This is a genomic window from Streptomyces sp. NPDC030021 (genome assembly GCF_055574035.1).
The window spans coordinates 87402-114064 of sequence record NZ_JBVIAH010000005.1 but is presented as its reverse complement, the minus strand read 5'-3'; the positions used below and the strand labels follow the sequence as shown (position 1 = coordinate 114064).

Below are 26663 nucleotides of genomic sequence, written 5' to 3'. Positions count from 1 at the left end.
CCCGGCGGCATGCCGGGAAGCTGCTGTGGTGATGTGGAGCGGAGGAGCCGGAGGCGCGAAGCGCTAGCCGTGGCCGTGCAGGGCCGTACGGCGCGTCTTGGGCGCTGCGGCGAGGGCCTCGCCGGCCGGGTCGACGACGGTCGCAACCCCGGCGGCCGGGCGCATCCCGGAGGCGGCCTGCTGCAGGCACTGCCTCGAGGAACGTGTGCGACCCATGGGCCGAGTGTACGGCCCACCCGACGGCCCGCCGGCCGGGTCACACGGGCCGGCCGTCGCCATGGTGCACGCCGATCCGGTAAGGGCGTACAGCCGTCGCCCGTCCGCTCGGCCGCACCCGGTCTCCGCTCCCGCGGATCAAAGTCATGCCGCGGGAGGACCGTGTCCGGCTCAGGGCACCGCGAAACGGCAGACATCACCGGAGTCGGGCAATCGGGAATGCGGCTCGACCTCCGCGGCGATCCGGGTCAAGGTCTCGGCTCGGTCCGCCCTCCACGGCAGGAACGGCTCGCGTGTCGACTCCGTCAGATCGCCCGCTCGCGCTCCGGCGTCATACAGATCGCCGACGATCCGCAGGAGCGACCTGCGGCTCCTCGGGCGCGGATCGTCCTGTGTCGTGGATGCTGGTGGACTTCGATACTCGGCCCGCCGCGCCCGGACGAACGGTCACGGACCGGCCCGTCAGGCGTGGTTGACCGGGAGGACGTCCGGGGAGAGGGCGTCGGCCTGGGCCGCGGCCGAGGTCATGCGGCGGTGGTGGCGGCACAGGACCTCGTAGCCGATCTCCTCCGCCGGGCGGTTCACGTCACCGACGACCGCCTGGGCGCCTTCCACCACCATCTCCCCGCCCACCGTACGGGCGTTGTGCGTCGCGCGCGCTCCGCACCAGCACAGGGCCTCGACCTGAAGCTGCTCCAGGCGGTCCGCCAGCTCGATCAGCCGCTGCGAGCCCGGGAACAGCTTCGTACGGAAGTCGGTCGTGATGCCGAAGGCGAAGACGTCCATGTCGAGGTCGTCGACGATGCGGGCGAGCTGGTCGATCTGCTCGGGGGCCAGGAACTGGGCCTCGTCCACGATCACGTAATCGGCCTTGCCGCCCTGGGAGAGCTGAGCCACCAGGTACGCGTACAGGTCCATGCCCTCAGGCGCCTCGATCGCCTCCGTCACCAGGCCGAGCCGGGAGGACGGCTTGCCCTCACCCGCCCGGTCGTCCCGCGTCAAGATCACGCCCTGCAGGCCCCGCGCATCGCGGTTGTGCGCGATCTGGAGCGCCCACGTCTTCTTGCCGGGGCATCCACCATCAGCCCATAGCATCGACTACCCCTGCCCATCATGTCGTCCGCTACAATTTAATCCACATTCCACTATGTGGAATCACAATCGCTGCGGGGGGCATACCATGGCGCAAGCGAACGGGCGCTCGGGAGGCACCAGCCACGCGGAGCGTGTGTTCAGGGTGCAGCAGGCATTCGTCGAGCTGGGCAACGAGAGGCACGGCCCGGGGGAACTCGCCAGGGCCACCGGCCTCGACGACTCGACCGTCCACCGGATCCTTCAATCCGGCGTCTATCAGGGGGCGTTCGAGCGGGTCGGGCACGGGGTCTACCGACTCGGGGCCGCCTCGGCACGCCTTGGCATCCAGGCACTCACCCACTCCCTGAAAGGGAGTTCCGCCTCAACCCGATTGCGCAAGCTGCGCCTTGCCACCGACGGTGGCCTCGTCTTCCTCTACATGTTCGCCCCCCTCGGCTCGCCGCAGCGCTTGTGCGTCGACATGGCCGTCGGCGAATCCGATCTTGCCGAGAGCGGCATGACGCCAAGGGGTGTGCTCTCCGTTGGCCGCTCCCTGCGGGTCGGCGCATCGGGCCGGGCGATCCTGGCCTATCTGCCGCAGACCCTGCAGGAGCAGGTACTGGCCGAGCCCGTCCCCGAACAGGCCGGCCACGGCGTCATCCGAGACCGCGACGAGCTCCTGGCCTCCCTGCACACCATCCGCGACCGGGGGTACGCAACAGGCGTCGAGGAGTGCATGTCCGGCTGGAACTCCGTGGCCACTCCCGTCATGTGGGGCGAATCGATCACGGGCGCGGTGCTCGTGCTCAAGCCCAAGCAGTTACTCCCGCAGCCGTCCGAGGCCACCGCGGTCATCGAGGCGGTCAAGAGGACGGCGACGCACCTGAGCCGCCCGGACGAGGCGGTGGCCTGACCCGCCGGCAACAACCAGCCACCGCGCCCCGCACCGCGCGACCGGACTGGAGCGCGGCCCGACCGGCCGGCGGGGCGCAGCTCAGTTCTCCACCACCGGCCAGCACCCCAGCGCCGCACGCAGCTGCTCGGCGCCCGGGGCATCGGCGGCCCAGGCGATGTGGCCGTCCGGGCGGACCAGCAGGGTGCTGCGCAAGGGCCTGGCTGGGGCGGCGAGTCGCAGCCACGGCGTCTCCGGAACCGGTTGGCCCTGCGTGACCAGTACGAAGCCGCCGCCGCGCAGCACTTCGTACAGCCGCTGGCCGCCTGCGAGCCGCACGTCGGGCACCCGGTGGCCAGTGAGCCGATGGCTGATGCGCGGGGCCGGGTAGGAGACGCCGATGCCGGAGAGCAGGCGCTCCCCCAACGCGGTGCGCGAGTTCAGCCGATTGGCCAAGGGCAGGACGAGTTCGCGCAATTGGCGCACTCGTCCGCTGCGGGGGGCGTTCAGCACCCCGCGGGTGATCGCTCCGGAGATCCGCAGCGCCTGCTTCCCGACGGGATGGCGCTCGCGCTCGTAGGAGTCGAGCAACGGCTCCCCGGCCCGGCCCTGAACCACCGCGGCGAGCTTCCAGCTCAGGTTGGCGGCATCCTGCAGCCCCGTGTTCATTCCCATGCCCCCGGCGGGCGAGTGCACGTGCGCGGCGTCGCCCGCAAGCAGTACCCGGCCCTCGCGGTAGCGCACAGCCTGCCGCTCGTCGCTATGGAAGCGTGAGATCCAACGCGGGTCGTGCATACCGTAGTCGGAGCCCAGCACCCGGCGCAGCAGCCCGGCCAGCTCCTCCGCCGCCACCGGCGCGTCATCGGGCCGGTCGTCCCCGGCGACCCGGCCGATCGCCCGGTACCAACCGTCGCCGAAGGGCACCAGCGAGGCGAAGCCGTGTTCGTTGGAGTTGGTGGTCACCGCATCCGCGGGCACGTCCTTCAGCCGGACGTCGGCCAGCATCACCGAGCGCACCACCGACCGGCCGGGAAAGCCGATCCCGGTCAGCCGCCGCACCGCGCTGCGTACGCCGTCGCAACCGACCACGTACCCCGCGGTGAACCCGCCCTCGCGGGCCGTCTCCACCTCGACGCCGTCGGCCCGCTGACTCAGCGCCACTACCTCGGCACCCCGCACGATCCGCACTCCGGCGGCGATCGCGCGCCGCTCCAGCAGCTCCTCGATGTGGTACTGCGGGGTGATCAGCACGAACGGGAAGCGGGTGGGCAGCCGGTGCAGGTGCAGTTCGATCTTGCCGAAGACCCCTACCACGGGCGCCTTCCTTCCGAGGGCGACCAATTCGTCGGCGAGGCCGCGCGCGTCGAGCACCTCCAGGGTTCGGGCGTGCACCGCGAAGGCGCGGGTCAGGTTGGCGTCGGCGTGCTCGCGCCGCTCGAGCACGGTGACCCGCACCCCGGCGGCGGCCAGGTCCCCGGCCAGCAGCAGGCCGGTGGGACCCGCCCCCACCACCAGTACGTCGACGGACTCCGTCATGAGGACTGTCCTTCTCTCATCCCAGTGGACCAACGTCCGGACTGGTCCATGTTGTTGACGCACTACTTGACTACGCGGGCGTCGTGGCTTCGATCAAGTGCTGGTACGAGTTGACCGGGCGCACGTCCCGGACGACGAGGCCCGACTGTTCCACGAGCCCGAGCAACCCCTGCCGGGTGTGCTTCCGGCCGCCGACGGTGAGCAGCATCCGCAGGTCCATCGCCGTGCTGAACCTCTGCCCCGGACCGTCGTCCACCAAGTTCTCCACGATGAGCACCTTCGCGCCGCCGCGGGCCGTCTTCACGACGTTGGCAAGGACCACGATGGCGTCCTCGTCGTTCATCCCCAGGATGTTCTTGAAGACGTACGCGTCGACGTCCGCCGGGATCTCCTCGCGGCAGTCGCCGGGCAGCAGCCGCGCCCGCTCGGCGAGCGGCCCGCCGTCGCGCAGCCGGGCATCGGCCCCTGCCACCACGTCCGGACGGTCGAACAGGATCCCCTGCATGTCCGGGTAGTGCTCAAGGAGCGAGGCCAGCAGGAAGCCCTGTCCGCCGCCGATGTCGGCGACGGTCCGCGCACCCGCGAGCGGCAGGGCGCCCGCGATGGCCCTGGCGGACTGCTTGCTCGCCTGGGTCATCGCGAGATCGAACACCGCCGCCGACTCGGGCCAGGCCGTGTGCACGTGCTCGAAGAACTCTCCGCCGTACAGATCGACGAAGGTGTCCTTCCCGGTGCGGACCGACTCGTCGAGACGGCCCCACAGCTCCCAGGTCCACGGCTCGGTCATCCATAGCACGAGGTGGTTGAGGCTGTCCGGAGCATCCGCACGAAGGAGCCGCGAGACCTCCGTGTGGACGAACCGGCCTGCGGAGTCCTCGGCGAAGACCTCGTAGCAGGTGAGCGAGCGCAGCAGCCGCCGCAGCGCGTCCGGGTTGGCGTCGACCGCCGCGGCGAGGTCGTCTGCCGTCGCCGGCCTGTCCCCGAGGGCGTCGGCGAGGCCGAGTTTCACGGCCGCGCGCAGCGAGGCCGCGCAGCTGGCGCTCAGAGCGCGCTCCAGCAGCCCCAACACTTGTGAGTCTCCGGGCAGTTCAATGGTCATGGTGGGACGCCTCTCTCTAGTGGCCGGCTTTGACGGCGCCGGGAAAGTGCGCGTCCAGGGCCTGTCGGACCCCGTCGCGCCAGGACCTCCCGCAATCGCCCGCGATGCTCCTGCGGCGGGTGCCGTCGAAGGCGATGACAGCGCGGGTGACGTCGCCCGGCACGAAGTCGACCGGCACCCCGGTGAGGTCGGAGACGTAGGCCATGAGGTCCTGCACGCCGACGATCTCGTCTCCGCCCCAGTTCACGATCGTCGCGGGCACCCTCGCCGCGCCCCACAGCCGTGGCACGTGCCGCGCGATGTCGTCGGTGTGGATCGGGGAGCAGTAGTGCTGTCCCGCACGGGGGACAGCGATCGGTTCCCCGGCAAGCATCTGCCGGTAGAAGATGACCGGGGCCCCGCCGTGCCCGTGCGGCCCATAGGCGACGTTGAGCCGTGCGATGGTAGTGGGCAGGCCGAGCGTCACGGCGAGCGCACGCACGGCGCCCTCGGTGGCCAGCTTGCCGACCGGGTACGTCGGCAGGAACGCCGACTCGGTTCCCAGCGGGTCGTCCTCGGTGTGCGGGTGGTCCAACTCCCTGGGCGCGTAGACCGCGCTGGTGGAGATGTACAGGAAGGCTTCGGCGGCGTGGCAATGGGTCATCAGTCGGCCGGTGGCGACGGAGTTCACCGCTACCACCTCTTCGTAGTTCCCGGTGCCGCGCTCGACCGCCGCGTGCAGCACATGGGTGAAGTCGTCGGGGACGCCGTCGAGTCCGTCGCGGGTCATGTCCCAGCGCCAGGTCCGTATCCCCCGGTTCTGGAATCGTTGTTCGACCTCAGGCTCCGAGAACCGGCCGAGACACCACACCTCGTTGTGTTCCGCGAGCGTCTCAGCCGCGGTGCGGGCTACCAGACCGGTCGCCCCGGTGATCAGGATCTTCTTCCCAACCAGCATCTGGGTGTCCTCCCTTTGCCTAAGCCGTCTCTTTCGGATCGGACGGTCCGGACAGAGCCCGGTCGAGTTCCGCTCGCAGGATCGACTGGAAGACAGCCACGTGCTTCGCCCCCATGAGGGTGTAGTGCTCGCCGGGCACGTCGATGTACCGAGGCGCCTCGCGGGTGAAGTCCTCCCAGCGCTTCAGCTCGTTGTTCAGCCAGTCCTGCTTGCTGCCGCGCAGCGGGACGGCGTAGAAGACGCTCATCCCGGCGACGCTGCCGGCGGGCTGGTAGGTCCGGCCGAGGCCGGTGAGGCCGTCGGCGAGGTCCGCCCATGCGGTGAACCGCTCGAGATCCAGATCGAGTTCGGCGAGCCGGTCCGCGGGAGCGATGCCGATCAGGCGACTGAGCTGCGCCTGCTTGCTCAACGGGCGCAACTCGGCGGGCAGCGTCTCCGCCTGCTGCTTGGTGATCAGGTCCAGGAACATCGCCAGGTTGACCGCGGTCTCGACGAAGTCCAGCTCGTCCATGCGGTACTTGATGTGCGGCGGCAGATTGAAGCTGCCCAGGAAGTCCACGCGCTCGCCCTGCGCCTCAAGAAGTTTGGCCACCTCGAAGGCCACTGCCGCGCCGAAGGAGTATCCGGCGATCGCGTAGGGGCCGTGCGGCTGCTTGGACCGGATCGCGTCCACGTAGGTGCGCGTCATTTCCGCGAAGCTCTCGAACGGCTTCTCCCCCGGGTTGAACCCGCGCGCCCGCAGGGCGTAGAAGGGCCGTTCATGGACGAAGTACTTGGCCAGGTTCACAAAGACGAGCACCTCGCCGACCCCGGGGTGGACGCAGAAGAGCGGCGTCTTGTCCCCACTGGTCTGCAGCGGAACGATCGGATCGTACGGGGCAGGCTGCCCGCTCCGGCCCGCCTCGATGCAAGCGGCCAGTTCGCGGATGCTGGGCGAGGTGAGGATCGCGAGGACCGAAAGCTCCACGCCGGGGAATCGCTGGGAGACCAGAGACTTGAGGCGCAGGATGTCGAGCGATGTCCCGCCGAGGTCGAAGAAGCTGGCCGTGGCACTGATCGTGGACGGTTGCGCCTCCATGAGGTCGCCGTACAGCTCCGCGAGGATCTCCTCGACCGCGCCCACAGGGGCGGTGTAGCCGCCGAGTTGACGGATTACCAGCTCCTGGACCGACTCCAGGTAGGCGGCGTAGTCACCGGAATCGAGCCTGCGCCGCAGGAGCGAACGCGGGATCTTGCCCAGACTTGTCTTCGGAAAGGCGTCCTGGGGCAGCGGCAACAGCAGCGCCGGACGAAACCCCCAGTGCAGGACGGCACTGTTCCTGATCGCGATGAGCAGCCGGTACAGCGCCACCTCGCTGGCGGCGACCTCGGAAGTGACCGCGAACGCGACCGCGAGCTGCTCGGTGTCGCTGCCCTGCGGGCGCGTCGGGAACGCGGCGACGAAGGACTTCTCGATGCCTTCGAGGCTGTCGAGCGCCGACTCGAGGTCATGGCTGTAGTAGTTGACACCGTTGACGATGATGCTGTCCTTGCTCCGCCCCACGAGGGTCAGGCGCCCCGCGGTGAGCCGGCCGAGGTCACCGGTCCGGAACCAGCCGTCCGCCGTGAACGCGTCCTGGGTCGCCTCCTTGTTGTTCCAGTAGCCATCAGTGATCATCGGGCCCGTGAGCTGCACCTCGCCGACCTCGCCGTCGGCGAGGGGCGTGTCGCAGCCCGCTCCCGCGACCCTGATCTGAAGCCCGTCGACCGGCCGCCCGACCGCCGCGAACTCGGCCCCGCGGTCGGCGTCGGGGAATTCCCGGTTGTAGATACTGCCGGCACAGGTCTCGGTCATCCCGAAGGCGGGCCAGAGGGCCCCACGGTGCAGCCCGTACGGGGCCAGCCGGTCGAGGAAGCCTATGCCCGTAGCAACCGGGTTCGCCTCTCCGCCGGAAACGATGTGCCGCAGGCAGGACAAGTCCAGGGGCCGTGGCGACGGCAGCTGGTCGAGGGTCTTGTTGATCAGTCCAAGAAGGAAGTTGGGGGTGAACGTCATCGTCACCCGGTGGGCGTCGATCAGCTCAAGGAAGTGCAGCGGGTCGGCCAGCACCGACTCCGGCGACGTCTGCAGCTGGACGGCCCCTACGGACAACGGAAGCAGATGTGCCTCGAGCAGCGCTGCGACGTGGTCGTACGAGATCCAGTTGAGCGTCACGTCATCCGCGGTGAGCGACTGCACCTCGGTCTTCGCAGCCATGGAAGCCACCAGGTTGCCGTGAGTCAGTCGAACCGCCTTGGAAGCACCGGTGGATCCGGAGGTGAGCACGAGCAACGCGACATCGTCCGGACCGGCGGCGGCCACCGCAACGGTGCGCGCGTCCGTAGCGGCCTCCGCAGGCACCAGGTCCCCGATCGTGGTGACCGCCAGACCCTGGACAGCGGGAAGTTCCTCACGCATCCGACCGTCGGTGACCACGAGTGGCCCCTCGAGCAGTTCACTGACGTGACTCAACTGCGCCGCCCAGCGCTGCGGATCGTTTCGGACGGGGGCCAGTGGGCAGACGGTGATCCCCCCGAGCAGGCACGCCCAGAAGGCCGGAATGAAATCCTCGGGCCGCTCCAGCAACAGCACTACGACCCGCTCCGGCCCGGCTCCCGCCTCCTGCAGGGAGCTCAACAGACGCAGCGACTCGTCGAGGAGTTGGGGATAGGTCTGGAGCGTGGATTCCAGGGGGCGTTCTTGCGAGCAGTACCGCACCCCGTGCTCCGGGAAATCCGCCGCGGCCCTCTCCAGGAGCCCACCCAGTCCGGCGCGCGCCACGCTGCCCGCAGTCTCCTCGATCGCCCCGCCCTTGACCGCAACAGCTTGACGGGCAGGTATCTCCCGGCTCGTCGTCATCATCAGTGTCCTTTCGTTCCTACGAGGAGGTGGCCAGGCCGATACCGGGGAGGATCTGCCACCCCTCGCGCTCTGCGTGAACCGCCAGTACGGGATCGTTGCCCACGGCCACTGGGTGGCCCACTTGGTTCAGTAGATCCAGGTCGGTGGCGTGGTCCCCGTAGGCGAAGCAGTCGTCGAGGCTGATCCCGTGCTCGGCGGCAACCGCACGCGCGGCGCGCCCCTTGGCCGCCCCGATCATCGGGGCCACCACCTCACCGGTGAACCGTCCGTTGTTGTCGACCAATTCGGTGCCCACGGCCACATCGGCGCCCAGGGCGTCGGCTATGGGGTCGAGGCAGGCATAGAAGGAACCCGAAACGAGCACGACAAGGTGGCCCGCGGCCGAGTGCTCGCGCAGAGCGCCCACGGCCGGCCCGTGGAAGAACCCACCGTCGCGCGATTCCCTGCGGAACCAGTCCCTGCCCTCATCCGCGAGCTGTCGGCGGGACGCCCCCATATAGAGCGCGTAGTAAAGGCGATTGACTTCATCCCGCGCCCGGCCTTCCCGGTGCATCCGCTGCAGGGATGCGCGCGCGTGAGCATAAGTGTCCGGGTCTTCGCCTATGGATTGATAGTGGAATTCCAGGAAACTGAACATGGTCTTGACGGTGACGAGAGTTTCGTCGACGTCGAAGAAAGCGGCCCGTGCAGGTGCCATCGCTCGCTACTCCTTGGTTCGCGTACCGGTCAGACGGTGAGGTAGCCGCCGTCCACGGGGATGACCGCACCCGTGACGTACGAACTGGCCCGGCCTGCGAGAAACAGCAGGGCGCCGTCGAGCTCCTCGGCCGAACCCGCCCTGCCCATCGGCGTACGCCTGTTGACCCAGTTGCGTCCGGATTCGGTCTCCAGCATGTCGGTGGTCATTTCCGAGCTGAACCAGCCGGGACAGACCGTGTTGACGCGCACACCGCGCCGTGCCCACTGGGCCGAGAGCTCCCGGGTCAGGTTCACCAGCCCGCCTTTGCTCGCGGCGTACGCGGCCTGCGGAAGGCTGCCACTCGCCACCATTCCGTAGATGGAGGCGATATTGATGATGCTGCCACTGCCCTGCTGGAGCATCCGGACACCAGCCAACTGGGTCAGCGCGAAAACGGAGTTGAGGTTCAGGCCGACCATCGAGTCGAAGTCCTCGAGACTCTCCTGCTCAGCGGGCACGACCCGGGCCGACCCCGCGTTGTTCACCAGCACGTCCAGGCGTCCGAAGTGCTCGACGGCGCTGTGCACGAGCCGCTCCCGGTCCCCGGGCACCGTCACGTCGCAGGCCACCGCCAGGCTGCCAGGACAGCCAGCGGCCACCTCCTCCAGCCTTTCCTTCCGTCGCGCGGCCAGCACCACGTGGGCGCCAGCAGTGGCGAGCACGGATGCGAAGCGGGCGCCCAGACCACCGGAGGCGCCCGTGACGACGGCGACGTAGCCGCTCAGGTCGAACAGCGCCGCCGGTGACGGCACCGCCTGCGGGGCGGGTGCCTCGGATGCGGCCATTGCGTTGGTCATCCCACTGCCTCCACTACCGCGGCGGACCAGGTGAACCCGGCCCCCGCTCCGATCAGCACCATGAGTTCGCCGGCGGTAGCGGTCGGCAGCAGGTCCGCCAGGTTGGCGGCGGTGTCTCCGGCGCCCAGATGCCCGGTGGTGCGCCCGAGTTCCGGCACGGGTGCCGAACAGACGCTGCTCACCGCGGGTCCGTAGATGCCGTTCAGTACATGGCGGGCGAGCCGCGGCAGGGCGATCGCGGCCAGCCGTGGATCGTCCCCGGCCACCTCGGCCTGGTCGAGTGCCTCGCTGACCAGGCCTGAGACCACCGCTTGACAGGTCTTCGCGAAGTCGGCCGAGGGCGTCGCCTCCAGGAACTGCCGCTTGGCATCCTGCGGCTGCAGCCGTGCCCGACCGGTGCGCGGAGCGGGACTGAACGGCTCGACGCCCCGGTGCATCCGCTCGAACTCGGGCGCGGCGACAGTGACCGACGCCAGCAGGCGCGCCGCGGTGCCCCGCGGGCTACGGCCGACCAGCAAAGACGTGGCGCCGTCACCGTAGGCGACACCCAGATCGCCCCATCGGTCGAAGCCCGGCGAGGTGAACCGGTCGGCCGTGGTGACCAGTGCGGTGCTGATCGTCGGGTCGGCGGTGAGGTCCCGGGCCGCTGCTTCGATCGCGGCCATGCCGCCATTGCACATCTGCTGGATGCCCAGCGGAACGGCACGGTCACAGCCGATCCGGTCCGCCACGTAGTGGGCGGGAGACCAGAATTCATGCCCTTGGTGGTACGTCCAGGCGTGCAGCAGCCGGTCGACCTCGCCGGCCGGGGCATCCGCTGCCCGCAGCGTCCCGGCGGCCGCGTCCGCGGCCAGCTCCACGGGCGCACGGCCGGTGACGGGCAGGGACCGGTACCCGTATCGGTCAGCGCGCTGTGCGCTGACGTCCCCTGCGGTGACGGCTGCTTGTGCGCTCACGCTGTCTTCGCCGAGTACGGTGCACGGCGCGCTCAGATAGACGGGCAGGTCATACCGCACTGCGTGCCACCTTCTCACGCCCGTGGTTCCCGTCGGTCGCGGCGAAGCCGACCCGCAGCCGTGCCACGCGTGAGCCGCCCTGCAGGAAGTCCACGTCGAGGGTGTACGTTCCCGGCGCCTCGCCGGGGACGGACTCCGCGGGCTGCACGGCCCGTACCGTGATGTCCTCGTCGAGTTCCGCGAAGCGCTCATAGGCAGCCGTGAGCGAGACGAGCGAGGTCTTGGCCGGCGAGCGGCCGAACTCCTCGGCCAGCAGGAGCAGTCCTGCCTGCCTGGCGGCCTCCATCATCACCGGCCCGGGTACGTGGTCCTGGGGGTGGTCGAACATGCTGGCGTGCGACACCGGCACGCGCAGCGTGGCGACGAGGGAGCCATCGGCGGGCCTGGCATCGGTGAGGACCACGTTGTCCGCGCTGCCGCGGCCCACCAGGTGGGCCGGCAGCCGGCTCGGTGCGTCCTGCGCCCACAGCTGGTCGGAGTGGGGCGGCGGGGTCACGCGGTCCTTCATCCGGATCTTTTCGTAGACCGCGGACGGACGCAGCGCGGTGTCGACGGTGACCGTGCCGACAGCGACTCCCCCGAGCCGCACCTCGACCGCGTGGATCACCCGGGAGAGCTGTCCCTCATGGGTCTTGGCGAAGTCCACCCGGCCGTGCATTTCCAGGTCGTACGTTCCTTCCCGGATCGTCAGCGCGGCCGGATCGGCGATGTCGAGCCGACACTCCGCGGTGATCGCCTTGGTGTCCGCCGGTGCGTCATGGTGCAGATGGGTGGCGCACAGCAATGCCTGCCGGACGCTTTCGAAGACGGCCAGCGGATCGTGCGCCCGGGGGTGGGTGAGATGGTCGCCGTAGTACGCGTGGGACCGCGGCAGGCGGGCCGCGGCGAGGAAGGGGCCGTCCTTCTCCACCGACCGGAAGTCGGTGAGGAACACCTCCTCGAGCGCGGCCCGGTGGACCAGGCTGCGGCTGACGGTGCGTTCGAAGGAGAGGTCCGAGCCCTGAACGGGCCCGGTCCGGTGGGACGTAGTCATGGTGGGGACTCCTGGAGATGGTGTGGGCAGCAGCGGGCGGGGCCAGTTCCTCAGGTGGGTCCGGGACGCTTCGTCGGCCAGGGCACGTTCGACCTCGTCCATGCCGCTGTCGAAGGAGAAGACCCTCCAGCCCGCAAGCCGGGCGACCTCGCGGCGTGCTTCCACGGCATCGACGAGCAGGCAGTCCGCGGGCAGCCGCCCGGCGGCCTCGGCGGCCAGATGTGGCACGGCGGCACCCTCCCGCCAGCGGACCGTCGTGTCGAACAGAGTGGCGGAGATCGCCCGCAGCCAACCGGGGTCGTGTTCCGCCGGCGTGGAGGTGAACAGATTGACCGAGACTCCTCTGCGCCGCAGTTCGGTGAGGCAGTCGATCCACCGGTAGTTGGGACGGCACAGGTCCATCCAGACCTCACGGAAGCGGGAAAGATCGCAGACCAGCCCGTAGCCGCCCTCGAGTTCCGCCTCTACGGCCAGCGCCCAGTCGGCGCCCGCGGCCGAAGGGATTCCGGTGATCTCGCCGAACGGCAGGCCCGTCGCCGCGGAGACGGCCGCCATGGCCTCCCCGAGCGCATGAACCGGGACACCGACGCGGTCGGCGAAGTGCCGGAACATGTCCTGTGCGGGCAGGATCAGCACTCCCTCGAAACCGGTCCACAGGGTGGGGCCGGATGGCTTGTTTCCTTGCCCGTTCCCTTGCCCGTTTCCGTTCGCGCTTGCGCTCCCGGCCGCCCGCGCCGGGTCGTGTGCACGGGTCCGTATCATCTGTGCCTCCTCACGTCTCGCCGAGCCGAAGTCATCCGCGGACCGCATCGCGCTCCTTCCGCCCTGCGGGGACGACCCCCATCCGCGCCAGTTCGGCGAAGAGTTCGGCGCCGCGGTCGGCGTCCGCCGAAGCCAGTACATGGCCATCGGGCCGGACGAGCAGGGCGGTGGGGCGGTCGCCCAGCAGCTTGGCCAGGGCGCGGCGTTCGGCAGCCGGCCGGTCGCCCAGATCAAGGACGCGCAAGTCCCCTGGTGCGGCTGCCAGCAACTGCTCGCGCTGCCGGGACCAGGCTTGCCCCGACTGCCGCCCCGGCGAGAGCACCAGCAAGGGAAGCGACGTGTCGCCGGGCAGGGTGTCGCTGCCGGCCTCGTGAGCCAGATGGGGCAGTCGGCTGCCGGGGCGCACTTCCGGGTAGCGCAGAGCGCGTACGGGCCAACTGGCCGATGCCTCCCCGTAGTAGAGGTCTGTCTGGCTGAACATCGGGGCCAGCAGCCGCTGGAGCACACCGGTCCGGTACGCGATCCTGACCAGGGCGTCACGGACCCTGATGGCGAGCGGACCGCGCAGCAGGCCCCAACGCGTCTGCCGATCGGTGGTCGAGCTCACCCGGCTCACCGCCTCCCGGCGCTCCAGGTCGTAGCTCTCCAGGATCTCCGGGCGGAGCCTGCCCCGCTGGACCCCGGCCAGCTTCCAGCCGAGGTTGATCACGTCCTGGATGCCCGTGTTCAGGCCCTGCCCACCCGCCGGGCTGAGCACATGGGCGGCATCGCCGACCAGGAACACCCGCCCGGAGCTGAATCGGTCCGCGGTGGCACAGCGCACCTGGAAGACAGCGCTCCACTTGGGGTCGCCGACGCGTCCCAGCGGACCGGCGCGCTCGTTGAGGGCGCGCTGGAACAGCTCCTTGCCGGGCTCCTCGCCCGGCCGCACACTGACCGCGAACCGGAAGATGCCGTCGCCGAGTGGGCCCACGCCAATCGCGCCGTGCGCGGAGTAGAAGTAGTGCAGCCGCGTCTCGTCGACGTCGCCGAAGACCGGGGCGTCAGCGATGGCGAACGACGCGTCCGGCGATGTGACGTCGAAGGCGATACCGAGCTTCTTGCGCACCGTACTGTGCGCACCGTCCGCGCCCACCAGCCAGGGCACCCGGGCGGTTTCACGGCGTCCGTCACCGTGTTGGAGCACGACGGTGGCGGCGTCCGCGTCGGACTGCGCCTCCAGGAGCTCCGTGCCCCACTCGATGGTCCCGCCCAGCTCGGTGAAGCGGGCGAGCAGAATGCTCTCGGTCTCCCACTGGGGGAGCATCAAGATGTGGTTGAAGACGGAGTCGCGCAGGGCGGTGACGTCCACGGAACCCAGTGGTTTGCCGTTCGAGCAGAAGCGCACCCCGTCCAGGAGGTGGCCCGCCTCGAGCATCTGCTGGGCGACGCCGGTCCCGGCCAGGAGCTCCAGGGTCCTGGGCCAGACGATGATGGCCTTGGACGCGTCCGTCGTGGTGCGGTGCTTGTCGATGACCCGTACGGGTACGCCGCGGCGCAGCAGTTCACAGGCCGCGACGAGCCCCACGGGGCCTGCCCCGACGACCAGGATGGGGTGCGCGTCGCGGTCCGGGTCCGCGATGCCGGATGTCTGATGTGCGGTGAGGTCGGCGCTCATATCTGGAACAGCAGCCCTCCGTAGTACCAGCCCGACCCCACTGCGGTGGACAGGACCAGGTCTCCTGGTTTGACGAGATTGCGCTCCGAGAACTCGGACAGCGCGATGGGGATGGAGGCGCAGCCGGTGTTGCCGCGCTCCGCGAAGTTGGTGAGGAACTTCTCGCCCGGCAGGTCGAGGCCGCCCTTGACCCCGGCGTGGATGGCGTTGTTGCCGGGGTGCGGGATCAGCCAGTCCAGGTCCGGGACGCTCACCCCGCCGTTATCCAGCAGGGTGTCGGCGACCTTCAGGCTGGAGCGCACGGCGAGGTCGATGAGTTCCGGCTTGGGACGCAGCCAGCCGTCCCGGGCCGCGACGGCGTCCGCCTCCGTCGCGTCGCACCGCAGCATGGACTGCCGCAGCCCGTCGCGCGAGCTGTCGCCGCGCTCGAGCACCACGGCGCCTGCCGCGTCACCGAAGATCAGCTGCCCCCTTGTGCCGGGCCGTGCCCGCCGGCTGAAGCGATCCGCGGCAACCACCACGGCCCGCTTCCAGGAAGGCTGTGAGGTGAGCATCGACGCGGCGATCTGCACGCCGTGCACGAACCCCGTGCAGGCACCGCACACATCGAAGGCCAGTGCGCGCTTGGCGCCGAGCCGGGCCGCGACCTCGGGCCCGATCTCCGGAATCCACTGACGGTCGGTCCAGTTGGCCAGAACGACCAGATCGAGCTCGTCGGGCTCACGTCCGGCCTTGGCCAGGGCGGCCCGCGCCGCCTGTTCGGCCATGTACGGGACGGTCTCGTCGTCGTCGGCCTCGTGCCGGCTGCGTACGCCCAGCTCCTCGACGGCCTCGGGGGCGTAGGTGCGGCCCCCGATGGTGACCTCACCCTCATTACGGATCAAGGTGCGCGGGTAGTAGTGGCCGAGGCCGCTGAAGTGCAGCCCCGATCCCACCCAGGTCATGCCATTGACGTTCGGCGCCACGGCGGGCTGTGCGGACATACGGTCGAATCTCCCTGTTTCAGTGGTCAATGGTGAAGCGGCGGCCCTGCCGGAGAGCCTGAGGGCGCTCAGCGGTAGCGGCCGTCAGGGTCAAGGGAGCGCAGTAGCTCCAACTCCTCCGCAGTGACGGCCTTTTCCTCGGTGAGCTCCCCGACCCGCACGGCCCATCCCGTCCGGGCGGACACTTCCGCGCGGGCCAACTCCAGCGACGCGTCGGGCCCTTCGGACGCCTGTTCCTCCTGCCCGGGCTCGGGCAGCCAGGTGGCGAGCCGGAAGCCGTGGCCGTCTTCGGCCCGGACGAACCGGCCGAACTGGCTGACGACTTCCATGACCCGGTCGCCGCGGCTGGTGCGGTACGTCACCTCGGGTACGTACCGCCGCGGCGAGGCCGTGGCGATGACCACGCAGTCGGTGGTGGCGGCGATGTCATTGGCACCGCCCGAGCCGGTCAGCCAACGGCCGTCGCCGGCCAGGCTCGTGTTGATCGTGCCGGTCTCGTCGATCTCCGCGGCTGCCAGCACTCCGAGAGCCCTCGGGTTGGCGGCGACCATGCCGCCGAGGATCTCCGGGATGCTGCTGAGCTGTTCCGCACTGGCGGCGTGCCGCAGACTGAACAGGAAGACGTCGCCGTGCTCCGGGACGAAGCCGTACTGTCCCAGTTCTGCCATCACCTTGACTCGGTGCCCGCTGCGCCGGAGCTGCTCGGCGGCGAGCCAGGCCGCCACGTGGGAGGAGCCGATCCCGGCCAGCAGGGTGTCATAGGACCCGCTGCGCACCCGCTCGGCGACCGCGCGGGCGCCGAGGACGATCAGGCGTTCCTGGCGCGTGGGTCCGTCCTCGAGGGCCGGCGTGGCCGACGGGCGGTGCACCGAGCGGGCGGGCGCCGGAGCCGAGTCCGGCTGCCAGGACGGCTCGGCGTCCTCCAGCAGGCGGCGGCGCTGAGGGGTGAGCTGGTTCAGGTAGCCGACGAGTGAGGCCGGGCCCGTCACCCACTCGCGGTACCAGTCGCGCGCATCCTCCTCGGTCCTGCACCGATCGACGATCTCCTCCAGGAAGTCGTAGTCGTCGACATAGCCGGGGATCCCGGCGAGCCCACCGGTGCGCAGCGACTGCGGGTGGGCACCGAGCGGCGCCTCGCACAGGCCGAGGACGCGCTGGCCGGGGATCACCACCCGGTCGGCCATGGCACGCAACTCCTCGGTGGAGACGATGCGCTCAACGGAGGCGATCACTCCCCGGCGCGCGGCATAAGCGGCCCACGGGCCCTCGCCGAGCGGGGGAACCATGGCGATGTTCCCTTCCAGATCGGCGCAGACCCCGTGCACCAGGGTGAGATCGGGGCGCAGCGCACGGACCAGGGTGAGCTGCTGGCCCGGCCGGTCCGGGTCAGGCACCCGCAGCACGTCCGCGCCCTTGCCCTCCAGGAGATCCGTACCGGACAGCGAGGCGGTGACCGCGAAGGGTGCGCCCATGGCGCCCGCCATCAGCCGCTGTGTATAGCTGAGCAGGGACCACGGTTCGAAGGTGAACGGGTCTCCCTGGGCCACCCGTTGGTAGAGCGGGTTGGGGCGGGGAGAAGGGTACGTGTCCCCGACGAACCCGGCGATCACCTTGTCGACCGCCCCGGCAAGCGTCAAGGCATGGGCACTTGAGTGGTAGCCGGTGGTGCTGATGGTGAAGTGGCCCTGCTCGCCCCAGACCCGGCACAGCGCGTAGGTAAGGGCGTTCGGCCGGGAGGGGGTGGCCGCCAGGTGCAGGTGCTCTCCGGGCCGGACGAATCGGCGTACCAGTTCGTCGACGTCGGAGACGATGACCGGCTGGCTCATTCCGCGGCTCCCAGGGCGAGGACCGCCGTCTGGCTACCGAAGGCGAAGGACAGCGAAACGGCCAGATCCACCTCGGCCGGGCGGACGCCCTCGAGGACGTGGTCGTGATCGCATTCCGGGTCCGGGGTGGTGAAGTTGATCGTCGGCGCGATGGCCCGGTGACTGATCATCAGGCTGGTCGCGGCGGCGTTGATGATGCCGGCGATCCCGAAGGTGTGCCCGTAGATCGGCTTATTGGAGCTGATCGGGGGCAGCTGCGAGGCCCGGCGCTCGGGATACAGGGCCTTCAGCGCGCGCGTCTCGGCGATGTCGTTGTACCGGGTCGCGGTGCCGTGGGCGCAGTAGTAGTCGACCTCGTCGGGGTGCCTGCCGATGTCCTGGAGCAGGTCGTTGACGAGACCACCGGTGACCTTGCCGGTGAGGTCCATGGTGGTGGGGTGGTTCGCCTCGTTGAGGGTCTGGCTGCCGAGTATCTCCGCGTATATCCGCGCACCGCGGGCACGGGCCGTCGACTCACGCTCCAGGCACAGCACAACGGAGCCTTCGCCCAGGGCGAATCCCTCCCGGTCATTGCTGTACGGACGTACGGCCCTCGACGGATCGTCACGCTCCGAGGAGATGACGCCGTGCCCCATCGCCCGGTAGCACTTGGCGACCTCGGGCACGATCGGGAACTCGTGGCCGCCGACCAGCACCGCGTCGGCCGCACCGGACCGGATCTCGCGCAGGGCGAGACCGATGGCCTGGTGGCCACCGACACAGGCATTGCTGACCGTGGTGACGAGGCCCTGCGCACCGGTGTAGATCGCCGACAGCGAGGCCGGGCAGCCGGGCAGGCCACGGAACATGGCGCCCTTGTCGTCGAACGCCTTGCTCTCCGCTCCGGACAGCACCTGCTGCCACCAGGCGAACGGGCCGCGCGAGGACGACATGATGATCCCCACCCTGCGGGGATCCACCTGGCCGATGGGCAGGCCGGCGTCACGACGGGCCTGCTCCACGGCGGACATCGTGATGAGGATCTCGCGGGTGTACTTCGCCGCGTGGGTGTCCCGGAGCTCGGGCAGATGGGGCCGGTGGTCGAAGCCGTTCAACTCGGCGGCGGCATAGACGGGAAGGTTGAACTCGGCCGGGTCGAACCGGGTGAGCGGGCCGACCTGGGAGTGCCCTCCGGAAATGTTGTTCCAGAAATCTGAGACGGTGAAGGTATTCGGCAGCATGACGCCGATTCCGGTTACGACAACCGCGTCGTCACGGGATTGAAGGAACGCCCTGGACATTGAATTCCTTTCCGGAAGGTTGGCCTTGCCAGCGCTGGCTGTATCCACTCACCAAGTATATTTTCGAGCAGTCCTACCATGTCAGTACGGCGAGTACCTACATGACGCGAACCGGCCTGTCCGCCAATCTTCCGCAATTCTCCCGAAGGGCATGCGAAGGCCCCCGACGCGAATTCTTGACAGAACCTTTTCGCGTGGGGGGCCTGCGCCCTGTCGAAAGCTCCGGCCGAGGGTCAGGCAGTGGCGCTGCGGCTGCCGTCCGGGTTGAGCGGCGACCACCACAGGGCAGAGGTGGACAGCCCGTCGCCGAGGATGACCCCGCGACCCTCCACAATGCGGCCCGATTCCCAGCGCAGCAGGTGCATCGCCGTGACATCGAGCAGGTGGTACGGGGAGGTGCTGTCCCGGGGCGCATCCGCACGGAGGGCCCAGTTGGTGTTCACATCGACCGAATAGCCGTCCTCGGCGTTCACCGTAATGGTGACGTTTTCGGCCCGATAGCTCCCGCCGGACAGGCCACCGACGGTGCCGAGGAATCCGAGGAAGGCGTCGAGCCCTTCATGCCATCCGGCATGCGCATGGTTTCCCGGAATTTCGAATCGTACATCCTCGTGCCAGTATTCGAGCGTCTTTTCCCGGTCGCCCGAACCGAGTGCGGCAAAGGCTGCCTGGACGCGTTCCTTCGTGAGATCAGACATGATAGATCCTTCCTTGCTGTTGAGCAGTCCTCTTTTGTTTACGGCTTTCAGAGCGGGGCCACTGTGCGCCGCCCTCAGGACACCGCGGCACTGAGATAGGGGCGGAGTTCCCGCCGGGCCAGCGAGCGCCGATGCACTTCGTCGGGACCGTCGGCAAGCCGCAGTGACCGGGCGTGGGCCCACAGTTCGGCCAACGGGAAGTCCTGCGAGACCCCACCGCCGCCGTGCGCCTGAATGGCCTTGTCAAGCACCCACTCGGCCATGGCCGGAGTCGCGATCTTGATCGCCTGGATCTCAGTGTGGGCACCCTTGTTGCCGACGGTGTCCATGAGCCAGGCGGTCTTCAGGACCAGCAGCCTGACCTGCTCGATGCGCACCCGGGCTTCCGAGATCCAGTCCTGGATCACCCCTTGGTCGGCGAGTGCCGTGCCGAATGCGGTCCGGGAGACCGCGCGGCGGCACAGCAGCTCGAGGCCGCGTTCGGCCATGCCGATCGCCCGCATCGCGTGATGAATCCGGCCCGGGCCCAGGCGGGCCTGGGCGATGGCGAATCCGCTGCCCGGCTCGCCGATCAGGTTTTCCGCGGGCACCCGGACATCGCGGAAGACGATCTCTGCATGGCCGCCGTGCGGTCCGTGGTCATAGCCGAACAGCTGCATGCCGCGCCGGACTTCGACGCCCGGGGTGTCCTTGGGTATCAGGACCATGCTCTGCTGACGGTGCCGTTCGGCGTCCGGAGCGGTCTTGCCCATCACCACGAGCAGCCGGCAGTGCGGGCTGAGTGCGCCACTCGACCACCATTTGCGGCCGTTGATGACGTACTCGTCGCCGACCCGCTCGATGCGCGTGGCGATGTTTCCCGCGTCGGAGGAAGCGACGTCCGGCTCGGTCATGCAGAAGGCCGACCTGATGGTGCCATCGAGCAGCGGGTCCAGCCACTGCTTCTTCTGCTGCTCGGTGCCGAACATCTCAAGGAGCTCCATATTGCCCGTGTCCGGGGCGGAGCAGTTGAGTGCCTCGGGCGCGAGGAAGGGGCTGCGTCCGGTGATTTCGGCAAGCGGCGCATACTGGAGGTTGGTCAGCCCGGCGCCCGCGGGCGAGTGAGGCAGGAAGAGGTTCCACAACCCCCGCTTTCGTGCCTCCGCCTTCAGGTCGTCAACGACCGCGGGGCGGTCCCAGCGGCCCGGGGCCGCGGCTGTCTGCTCATGGAGCGCGGCCTCGGCCGGGTAGACGTGGTCGTCCATGAAATCCAGGAGTTGCCGCTGCAGTTCCTGGGTCCTGGTGTCGAGGGCGAAGTCCATCACTTTCCTTGTCTTGGCGGCGCGCCGGAGCCGGCCGGCGCCGACGCGGGTAGCGGGAAGGATTAGGGGGCCGTCGGATCTAGAGACGGCCGTCCAGCGTGGCGCGGCCGCGCCGGATCAGCTCGGGAACGGCCCCGGCGATCGAGTCGAACCCTTCGCCGAGCGTCAGTCCCTGGGCATGCCGGTAGTGGATTCCCTCGAGGATCACGGCGATCTTGAAGAAGGCGAAGGCGATGTACCACCGCAGGCCGTCCACGGGGACCACACCGTGCGCCGCGTAGTGCGTGACCAGTTCGTCTCGGCCCGGCCAGCCGGGGCAGGTACCCGGAGTCGGTGGCACGGCCTCACCGAGCCCGTCGAGGCCGTCCCAGTACACACAGAACATGCCGAGGTCGGTGAGCGGGTCACCCACGGTGGACATCTCCCAGTCCAGCACCGCGGCGATGTCCGGCGACTCCTCGCGCCCGAAGATCACGTTGTCGAGACGGTAATCGCCGTGGACGAGCGCGGGAGGCGGGGACTTGGGCAGGGTGACGGCGAGGCGGTCGGCCAGCTCCCCCGCCCCAGGAAGGTCACGGGAACGGGAGGCGTCGAGCTGCCTGCGCCAGCGCTTGACCTGGCGGGCCAGATACCCGTCGGGCCGGCCGAACCCGCCCAGGCCAACGGCCTCCGGATCGACCGAGTGCAGGGAGGCCAGGGTGCCGACGAGGGCTCGGGCGAGCCGCGGGCCCTCGTCCGGCGACAGTGCGCGGATATCGGCGGAGGTGCGGTGGATCGCGCCCTCCACCTTCTCCATGACATAGAACTCGGCTCCGAGGACCGTCGCATCGGAGCAGAACGCCAGGGTGCGCGGGACCGGCACGCCCGTGCCGGCGAGCGCGGTCATCACCCTGTACTCGCGGCTCATGTCGTGCGCCGTGGAGAGCACGTGCCCCAGGGGTGGGCGCCGTAGGATCAACGGTCTGCGATCACCGACGAGTTGGTAGGTCAGATTCGAGCGGCCACCCGAGATGAGCGTGAGGTCCGGTCTGCCGGGAACCAGTCCGGGCAGAGTGCGCTCCAGCCACCCGGCGAGAGCGTCCCGGTCCACACCAGGCGGCACGTCCGCGCCCTCTGCCGTGGGCTTGACCGAGGCGGCCATCAGATGCCCCCGCCCTGCAGGATGATGCCGCCGTCGACGGCTAGCGTCTGACCGGTGATCCAGGCCGCGTCATCGGAGGCGAGGAAGGCGACCGCACCGGCGATGTCCTCCGGGGTGCCGAGCCGTTTCAGGGCGTACTGCTCCGCGAGCTCCGCCTCCCGGTCCTCGTAGAGCTTGGCCGCGAATCTGGTCTTCACCACCGCGGGAGCCACCGCGTTCACCCGGATGCGAGGGCCCACTTCGCGGGCGAGTTGCTCGGTGAGGTGGTTCATCGCCGCTTTGCTCGCCCCGTAGACCCCGATGCCGTGAGCAGGCCGCAGGCCGGCCAGCGCGGTGACGTTGACCACCGCTCCGCCGTGCTCGCCCTGCCATGCGTCACGTACCCGGCGTATCCAGCCGAGCGGGGCGTTCACATTGACGTCGAATACCTTGCGGGACGTCTCGGTCTCCATGTCGAGCACCGGGCCGAACACCGGGTTGACGCCGGTGTTGTTGACCAGGACGTCGATCCGGCCGAACGCCTCCATGCTGCGGGCCACCGCCGACGCCTGATGCTCGTCCCGGTCCGTGTGGCCGGCCACAGCAATGGCGTACTCCGGTCCGCCAAGAGCCTTGACCACATCCTCCAACGGCTCCTGTCGGCGTGCGGTCAGACACACCCGTGCGCCCTCTGCCACGAGGCGCTCGGCACAGGCCAGGCCTATACCGCGGCTGGCGCCGGTGACCAGCGCAACCTTTCCGTCGAATCTCTGCATGGGACGTTCCCGTTCTGTCGGATGAATCGGTGCGAGTGACGCGCGTGTTCTCAGCCGAGCGGCAACCGGTTCTCAGTCGAGGGGGCCGCCAGCGACGTACAGCACCTGGCCGGAGACGAACCCGGCCTCTTCGCCGGCGAAGAACGCGATGGCAGCCGCGACGTCCTCCGGCGTCCCCACCCGGCCGACCGGGATCTGCCGCGCGGCGCCCTCCTGGAATTCCGTGAAGCTCAGCCGCATCCGCGCTGCGGTGTCCTCGGTCATCCGGGTCGCGATGAACCCCGGTGCCACCGCGTTCACCGTGATGCCGAACTTGCCGAGTTCGATGGCCAGGGTCTTGGTGAAACCCTGCAGACCGGCCTTGGCCGCCGCGTAGTTGGCCTGTCCCCGATTGCCCAGCGCCGACGAACTGGAGAGGTTCACGATGCGGCCCCAGCCGCGTTTCGTCATGTGCTGCTGAACCGCCCGGCTCATCAGGAAGGCGCCACGCAGGTGCACGCCGAGAACCGTCTCCCAGTCGGCCTCGGACATCTTGAACAACAAGTTGTCCCGCAGTACGCCCGCGTTGTTGACCAGGATGTCCGGGGCGCCGAGTGCCTCGGCGACCTGGGCCACCGCTTTGTCCACCTGTTCGGCGTCGCTCACGTCAGCGCCCACCGCGATGGCCGTACCACCCGCTGCACGGATGTCGGAGACGGTCTGCTCGCAGGCGTTCCGGTCCAGGTCGAGCACGGCAACCGCCGCTCCCTGCACGGCCAGCCTGCGGGCAGTGGCCGCCCCGATGCCCCGGGCTCCACCGGTGATGATCGCTACACGTCCGTCGGTCCGGACATCGGGGTTCGGCATGAGGTTCTCCACTGGATCGTCGCTGCTGTCGGGTTGGTACGCGGGCCCCGAGCCGCTCGCCGGCCCGCCCCCGGAAACCGGGTGCCCGCAGGAAGCCAGGAGCCGGCAGGAGGCGGCCGGAAAGAGGGGCTCAGACGGTCGATGCCTCGGGTTCAGGGGCCGCCGACTCGGTCGGCTCCGCGGACTCGGGCGCCGTGGCAGGCGCATCCCGTCGGCTCCTGGCTCCCACGAAGACCACCAGAACCGTGGCCACGGCACAGAAGGCGGCCAGGATCCACAGCACTTGGTGCAGAGCCTCGGTGTAACCGGCCTGCGCCACATCGGTGAAGGCCGCCCTCGACGACTCGGCGACCGTGCTGGCCGGGCCCGCCAGCTGTCCCTGGTTCAGCTTGTCGGCCAGCGCCGCCGGGTCGCCCGCGTACGGACCGTTGAAGTCGCCAAGCTTGCCGGTCAGCTCGGACCGGGTGGCGCTCACGAGCAGCGAACCGACCACCGCGATGGCGATCGCCTCACCTGCGAGGCGCATCGTGTTGAACATGCCCGCCGCCATACCGGCCCGAGCGGAGTCCACGCTCGAGACGGCCGCTCCGTCCATGACGCCGAAGGAGATGCCGACGCCCGTGCCAATGGCCAGGAACGGGCCGAGCACTATCCAGTTGCTCACGCCCGGCTCCAGAACCACGAGCCAGCCGGTACCGATCGCGGTGAGGGCGACGGCGAGCGAGATCATGTGCCGAATCGGGATCCAGCGGAGCAGATACCCGGTGATCAGCGGGAACAGCAGGGTCGGCACGGTCAGCATCAGCAGGTCGACACCAGCGTGGAAGGTCGACTGCGCGTTGACGGCGGTGAGGTAGCTGGGGAGGTAGACCAGGAGCGGCACAAAGCCGAAGACCAGCGAGACCACCGCGACACACAGGGACACGAACTGGGCCTGACGGAACAGACCGAGGTCGAACATGGGCCGTTCCTGGCGCAGTTCCGCGATCACGAAGACAGTGAGGAGCACGGCGAACAGGGCATAGGAGACGAGGTTCACGGACCCCGCCCAGCCGGTCTGCGGTCCCTGCAGCAGGGCCAGGACCAGAGAGGCCAGGGCGCCGGTGAAGGTGATGGTGCCCAGCCAGTCGACCCGGGTGGCCTCGGGGTCGGAGGACTCCTTGAGGAAGGCGCTCAGTGCGACCACCAGAGCGCCGACGATGGCCGGTACCAGGAAGATCGACCGCCAGCCGAAGGAGGTCTGCAGCGCGCCGGCCGCGAAGGGGCCGAAGGCCAGACCGGCCCCGACCGCCGTACCGAAGGCACCGAACGCACGGGCCCGCGCTGCGCCTTCGAAGGCGTTGGCCAGGATCGCGCTGCCCGAAGTGATGACTCCGGCGGCGCCGATGCCGGCCAGCCCCCGAGCGACATCGAGCATCACGATGCTGGTGGACAGGGCCGACACCAGGGAACAGAGCGAGAACACCGCGCTGCCCCAGGCGAATATGCGCCGCCGGCCGAACCGGTCGGCGAACGAACCCGCCGCCAGCATGAAGCTCGCGAATGTGAGGTCGTAGCCGTTGACGATCCACTGGCCGGACGCAAGGCCATTGTGGAACTCGGCGGAGGCGCCCGGCATCGCCACCGAGGCGCCGGTCAGCGACATCGGCAGCAGGATGGTCGCGATCGAGACCGTGAGGAGCACGAGACCGGGGCGGGAGCTGGACAGCTTTGTGGTGCTATTCATGAAATTCCTCATGAATTCGACGAGGATTGGCATGGGCAGCGCGGCATGCCGTACCGCGCGAGTTTGTCCTTTTCGTTCCTGAGCCTTGACGTCAGCAAGGGCGGAGCGACATCCGGGACATCGCTTCCGGATATGGCGCGTAGCGCACCCGGCTGGGCAGGCACCTGACACAGGAAGACGCCGCCGCAACAGCCGGAGGATTCCCTCGGCCGCTCGGATCGGCGGGCATCACCGACTTTAGGTGCCGGGTGTCACGGAGGGATGGGATCGGCGGTACCCATTGAGGACTGCGAATCGGTACCCGTGGTACCTGTACCGGTCGCCCGCGGTGCGGAATGCTGATGGGCAAAATGCGAATTGCCGAGAGGACCAGCTATGCGCGCCCTTGAGCCGACCGGACTCGACCATGCCCTGGTCGCCTTCGCCGAGGTGGCGGAGCCGACTCCGCAACCGGACGAGTTGGTGATCGAGGTCGACGCCTTCTCGGTCAACCGTGGGGAGACCTTCCTGCTGGCCGCTCCGCGACCGGGCTGGCGGCCGGGGAAGGACGTCGCGGGTCGCGTGGTGCGGGCCGCCGCCGACGGTTCGGGACCCGCGGAGGGTTCTCTCGTCGTCGCCCATCCCCCGGCCGCCGGCTGGGCCGAACGAGTGGCCGTGGCCACGCACAGCGCGGCGGTACTGCCCGAAGGCGTATCCGTTGTCACCGCCGCCGCTCTGCCCCTCGCGGGCATCACCGCCCTGCGCCTGCTGCGCCAGGCACGGACCGCCCCCGGCGACCGAGTCCTGATCACCGGTGCGTCGGGGGGCGTGGGCCACTACTTCACGGAGCTGGCCGCAGCCGCGGGTGTGGAGGTGACGGCGGTCACCGCTACCCCCGAGCGTGGGCGCCGGCTCCAGGAGCTCGGCGCGGCAGCCGTCGTACAGCGCGTGGAGGACGCCAAGGGCCCCTTCGACGTGGTCCTGGAATCGGTGGGCGGCGATGTGCTTCCCGAGACCCTTCCGCGGCTCACGTCGGGGGGACGGTTGATCTGGTTCGGCCAGGCCAGCCGGCAGCCCTCCCCGTTCAATTTCTTCAACTTCTTCCGGAAGCACGACCAGGAACCCTTCGCGGTGACCGTCGAGCACTTCGACTACACGCGTTCGGAACGTGACTACGCCGCCGAACTCACGGAGCTGGTGCGCCTGGTCGACCGGGGACAGCTGCGTCCGGAGATCGGACTGCAGCAGGACTGGTCCCACGCCACCGAGGCGATCCAGGCGCTGCGCAACCGGGAAGTACGCGGCAAGGTGGTCCTCACGACACGCGGCTGAACCCGTGCCCCAGCACGCGCGCCGCCCGACTTGATCAGGTCCGCGGGGCGCCCCCCAAGGGGGGCCCCCGGACCCTCTTCTCCTGCCTGGGTCCCTGTCCCCGGACTAACAGGGGGGGGGGCCCCCTGGGTCTTCTTCACCTCCTTCCCTTCCTCCC

General features: G+C 69.4%; 22 protein-coding genes. 2 read left to right on the top strand and 20 right to left on the bottom strand.

The window, feature by feature from the left end; all coding sequences use genetic code 11:
• Nucleotides 1-63 precede the first annotated feature (63 nt).
• Nucleotides 64-216 carry a hypothetical protein gene (locus ACZ4YL_RS11865; protein ID WP_468115799.1) on the bottom strand — a complete coding sequence of 51 codons (153 nt, stop codon included), beginning with the start codon at nt 214-216 and terminating at the stop codon, nt 64-66.
• A 462-nt stretch (nt 217-678) separates the two neighbouring features.
• Nucleotides 679-1311, bottom strand: a complete 633-nt coding sequence (locus tag ACZ4YL_RS11860) for a thymidine kinase (protein ID WP_468115797.1) — start codon at nt 1309-1311, stop codon at nt 679-681.
• An 85-nt stretch (nt 1312-1396) separates the two neighbouring features.
• On the opposite strand from ACZ4YL_RS11860, the gene ACZ4YL_RS11855 reads away from it, so the two are divergent.
• On the top strand, nt 1397-2203 hold the full coding sequence (locus tag ACZ4YL_RS11855; protein ID WP_468115795.1) for an IclR family transcriptional regulator: 807 nt from the start codon (nt 1397-1399) through the stop codon (nt 2201-2203).
• An 81-nt stretch (nt 2204-2284) separates the two neighbouring features.
• Here ACZ4YL_RS11855 and ACZ4YL_RS11850 read toward each other — a convergent pair whose 3' ends face one another.
• The 18 genes from ACZ4YL_RS11850 to ACZ4YL_RS11765 form a co-directional block, all read right to left on the bottom strand.
• Nucleotides 2285-3718 carry an FAD-dependent monooxygenase gene (locus ACZ4YL_RS11850; protein ID WP_468115793.1) on the bottom strand — a complete coding sequence of 478 codons (1434 nt, stop codon included), beginning with the start codon at nt 3716-3718 and terminating at the stop codon, nt 2285-2287.
• A gap of 70 nt (nt 3719-3788) precedes the next feature.
• Entirely contained in the window at nt 3789-4817 is a 1029-nt protein-coding gene (locus tag ACZ4YL_RS11845; protein WP_468115791.1) for a methyltransferase, read from the bottom strand.
• A 16-nt stretch (nt 4818-4833) separates the two neighbouring features.
• Nucleotides 4834-5754, bottom strand: a complete 921-nt coding sequence (locus ACZ4YL_RS11840; protein WP_468115789.1) for an NAD-dependent epimerase/dehydratase family protein — start codon at nt 5752-5754, stop codon at nt 4834-4836.
• 19 nt (nt 5755-5773) lie between these two features.
• Complete coding sequence (locus ACZ4YL_RS11835; RefSeq protein ID WP_468115787.1) at nt 5774-8635, bottom strand: AMP-binding protein; 2862 nt, start codon at nt 8633-8635, stop codon at nt 5774-5776.
• A 16-nt stretch (nt 8636-8651) separates the two neighbouring features.
• The gene (locus tag ACZ4YL_RS11830; protein WP_468115785.1) at nt 8652-9332 is read right to left on the bottom strand and encodes an HAD family hydrolase; all 681 of its coding nucleotides are present in this window, start codon (nt 9330-9332) and stop codon (nt 8652-8654) included.
• A gap of 29 nt (nt 9333-9361) precedes the next feature.
• Entirely contained in the window at nt 9362-10171 is an 810-nt protein-coding gene (locus ACZ4YL_RS11825) for an SDR family NAD(P)-dependent oxidoreductase (protein WP_468115783.1), read from the bottom strand.
• On the bottom strand, nt 10168-11187 hold the full coding sequence (locus ACZ4YL_RS11820) for a ketoacyl-ACP synthase III family protein (RefSeq protein WP_468115781.1): 1020 nt from the start codon (nt 11185-11187) through the stop codon (nt 10168-10170). Before ACZ4YL_RS11820 ends, ACZ4YL_RS11825 begins: the two co-directional genes overlap by 4 nt.
• A complete protein-coding gene (locus tag ACZ4YL_RS11815; RefSeq protein ID WP_468115779.1) occupies nt 11177-12982 on the bottom strand; it encodes an AfsA-related hotdog domain-containing protein in 1806 nt (601 codons plus the stop codon). The genes ACZ4YL_RS11820 and ACZ4YL_RS11815 overlap by 11 nt, the downstream gene beginning before the upstream one ends.
• A 31-nt stretch (nt 12983-13013) precedes the next feature.
• Nucleotides 13014-14639 carry an FAD-dependent monooxygenase gene (locus ACZ4YL_RS11810; protein ID WP_468115777.1) on the bottom strand — a complete coding sequence of 542 codons (1626 nt, stop codon included), beginning with the start codon at nt 14637-14639 and terminating at the stop codon, nt 13014-13016.
• Nucleotides 14636-15622, bottom strand: a complete 987-nt coding sequence (locus tag ACZ4YL_RS11805) for a ketoacyl-ACP synthase III (protein WP_468115775.1) — start codon at nt 15620-15622, stop codon at nt 14636-14638. Before ACZ4YL_RS11805 ends, ACZ4YL_RS11810 begins: the two co-directional genes overlap by 4 nt.
• Before the next feature lie 68 nt (nt 15623-15690).
• Nucleotides 15691-17448: a CoA-transferase gene (locus ACZ4YL_RS11800; protein ID WP_468115773.1), complete on the bottom strand. Its 1758-nt coding sequence runs from the start codon at nt 17446-17448 to the stop codon at nt 15691-15693.
• Nucleotides 17445-18728, bottom strand: coding sequence for a beta-ketoacyl-[acyl-carrier-protein] synthase family protein (locus tag ACZ4YL_RS11795; protein WP_468115771.1), 1284 nt, complete (start codon nt 18726-18728; stop codon nt 17445-17447). Before ACZ4YL_RS11795 ends, ACZ4YL_RS11800 begins: the two co-directional genes overlap by 4 nt.
• A 233-nt stretch (nt 18729-18961) precedes the next feature.
• On the bottom strand, nt 18962-19426 hold the full coding sequence (locus ACZ4YL_RS11790) for a nuclear transport factor 2 family protein (protein WP_468115769.1): 465 nt from the start codon (nt 19424-19426) through the stop codon (nt 18962-18964).
• A 74-nt stretch (nt 19427-19500) separates the two neighbouring features.
• On the bottom strand, nt 19501-20727 hold the full coding sequence (locus ACZ4YL_RS11785; RefSeq protein WP_468115767.1) for an acyl-CoA dehydrogenase family protein: 1227 nt from the start codon (nt 20725-20727) through the stop codon (nt 19501-19503).
• Between the two features lie 79 nt (nt 20728-20806).
• Nucleotides 20807-21868 (bottom strand): phosphotransferase family protein, encoded by a 1062-nt coding sequence (locus ACZ4YL_RS11780; protein ID WP_468115765.1) that lies wholly within the window; start codon nt 21866-21868, stop codon nt 20807-20809.
• Nucleotides 21868-22623 (bottom strand): SDR family oxidoreductase, encoded by a 756-nt coding sequence (locus tag ACZ4YL_RS11775; protein ID WP_468115763.1) that lies wholly within the window; start codon nt 22621-22623, stop codon nt 21868-21870. Before ACZ4YL_RS11775 ends, ACZ4YL_RS11780 begins: the two co-directional genes overlap by 1 nt.
• A gap of 72 nt (nt 22624-22695) precedes the next feature.
• Nucleotides 22696-23469 (bottom strand): 3-oxoacyl-ACP reductase FabG, encoded by a 774-nt coding sequence (fabG, locus tag ACZ4YL_RS11770; protein ID WP_468115761.1) that lies wholly within the window; start codon nt 23467-23469, stop codon nt 22696-22698.
• A gap of 130 nt (nt 23470-23599) precedes the next feature.
• A complete protein-coding gene (locus ACZ4YL_RS11765) occupies nt 23600-25195 on the bottom strand; it encodes an MFS transporter (protein WP_468115759.1) in 1596 nt (531 codons plus the stop codon).
• Between the two features lie 375 nt (nt 25196-25570).
• Here ACZ4YL_RS11765 and ACZ4YL_RS11760 point away from each other — a divergent pair, with 375 nt between their 5' ends.
• Nucleotides 25571-26506, top strand: coding sequence for a zinc-binding dehydrogenase (locus ACZ4YL_RS11760; RefSeq protein ID WP_468115757.1), 936 nt, complete (start codon nt 25571-25573; stop codon nt 26504-26506).
• Nucleotides 26507-26663: the final 157 nt, after the last annotated feature.

Bases quoted from the DNA above. Each gene is read 5' to 3' on its own strand.
- ACZ4YL_RS11865 (WP_468115799.1), bottom strand. From the start codon at position 216: ATGGGTCGCACACGTTCCTCGAGGCAGTGCCTGCAGCAGGCCGCCTCC.
- ACZ4YL_RS11860 (WP_468115797.1), bottom strand. From the start codon at position 1,311: ATGCTATGGGCTGATGGTGGATGCCCCGGCAAGAAGACGTGGGCGCTC.
- ACZ4YL_RS11855 (WP_468115795.1), top strand. From the start codon at position 1,397: ATGGCGCAAGCGAACGGGCGCTCGGGAGGCACCAGCCACGCGGAGCGT.
- ACZ4YL_RS11850 (WP_468115793.1), bottom strand. From the start codon at position 3,718: ATGACGGAGTCCGTCGACGTACTGGTGGTGGGGGCGGGTCCCACCGGC.
- ACZ4YL_RS11845 (WP_468115791.1), bottom strand. From the start codon at position 4,817: ATGACCATTGAACTGCCCGGAGACTCACAAGTGTTGGGGCTGCTGGAG.
- ACZ4YL_RS11840 (WP_468115789.1), bottom strand. From the start codon at position 5,754: ATGCTGGTTGGGAAGAAGATCCTGATCACCGGGGCGACCGGTCTGGTA.
- ACZ4YL_RS11835 (WP_468115787.1), bottom strand. From the start codon at position 8,635: ATGATGACGACGAGCCGGGAGATACCTGCCCGTCAAGCTGTTGCGGTC.
- ACZ4YL_RS11830 (WP_468115785.1), bottom strand. From the start codon at position 9,332: ATGGCACCTGCACGGGCCGCTTTCTTCGACGTCGACGAAACTCTCGTC.
- ACZ4YL_RS11825 (WP_468115783.1), bottom strand. From the start codon at position 10,171: ATGACCAACGCAATGGCCGCATCCGAGGCACCCGCCCCGCAGGCGGTG.
- ACZ4YL_RS11815 (WP_468115779.1), bottom strand. From the start codon at position 12,982: ATGATACGGACCCGTGCACACGACCCGGCGCGGGCGGCCGGGAGCGCA.
- ACZ4YL_RS11810 (WP_468115777.1), bottom strand. From the start codon at position 14,639: ATGAGCGCCGACCTCACCGCACATCAGACATCCGGCATCGCGGACCCG.
- ACZ4YL_RS11805 (WP_468115775.1), bottom strand. From the start codon at position 15,622: ATGTCCGCACAGCCCGCCGTGGCGCCGAACGTCAATGGCATGACCTGG.
- ACZ4YL_RS11800 (WP_468115773.1), bottom strand. From the start codon at position 17,448: ATGAGCCAGCCGGTCATCGTCTCCGACGTCGACGAACTGGTACGCCGA.
- ACZ4YL_RS11795 (WP_468115771.1), bottom strand. From the start codon at position 18,728: ATGTCCAGGGCGTTCCTTCAATCCCGTGACGACGCGGTTGTCGTAACC.
- ACZ4YL_RS11790 (WP_468115769.1), bottom strand. From the start codon at position 19,426: ATGTCTGATCTCACGAAGGAACGCGTCCAGGCAGCCTTTGCCGCACTC.
- ACZ4YL_RS11785 (WP_468115767.1), bottom strand. From the start codon at position 20,727: ATGGACTTCGCCCTCGACACCAGGACCCAGGAACTGCAGCGGCAACTC.
- ACZ4YL_RS11780 (WP_468115765.1), bottom strand. From the start codon at position 21,868: ATGGCCGCCTCGGTCAAGCCCACGGCAGAGGGCGCGGACGTGCCGCCT.
- ACZ4YL_RS11775 (WP_468115763.1), bottom strand. From the start codon at position 22,623: ATGCAGAGATTCGACGGAAAGGTTGCGCTGGTCACCGGCGCCAGCCGC.
- fabG (WP_468115761.1), bottom strand. From the start codon at position 23,469: ATGCCGAACCCCGATGTCCGGACCGACGGACGTGTAGCGATCATCACC.
- ACZ4YL_RS11765 (WP_468115759.1), bottom strand. From the start codon at position 25,195: ATGAATAGCACCACAAAGCTGTCCAGCTCCCGCCCCGGTCTCGTGCTC.
- ACZ4YL_RS11760 (WP_468115757.1), top strand. From the start codon at position 25,571: ATGCGCGCCCTTGAGCCGACCGGACTCGACCATGCCCTGGTCGCCTTC.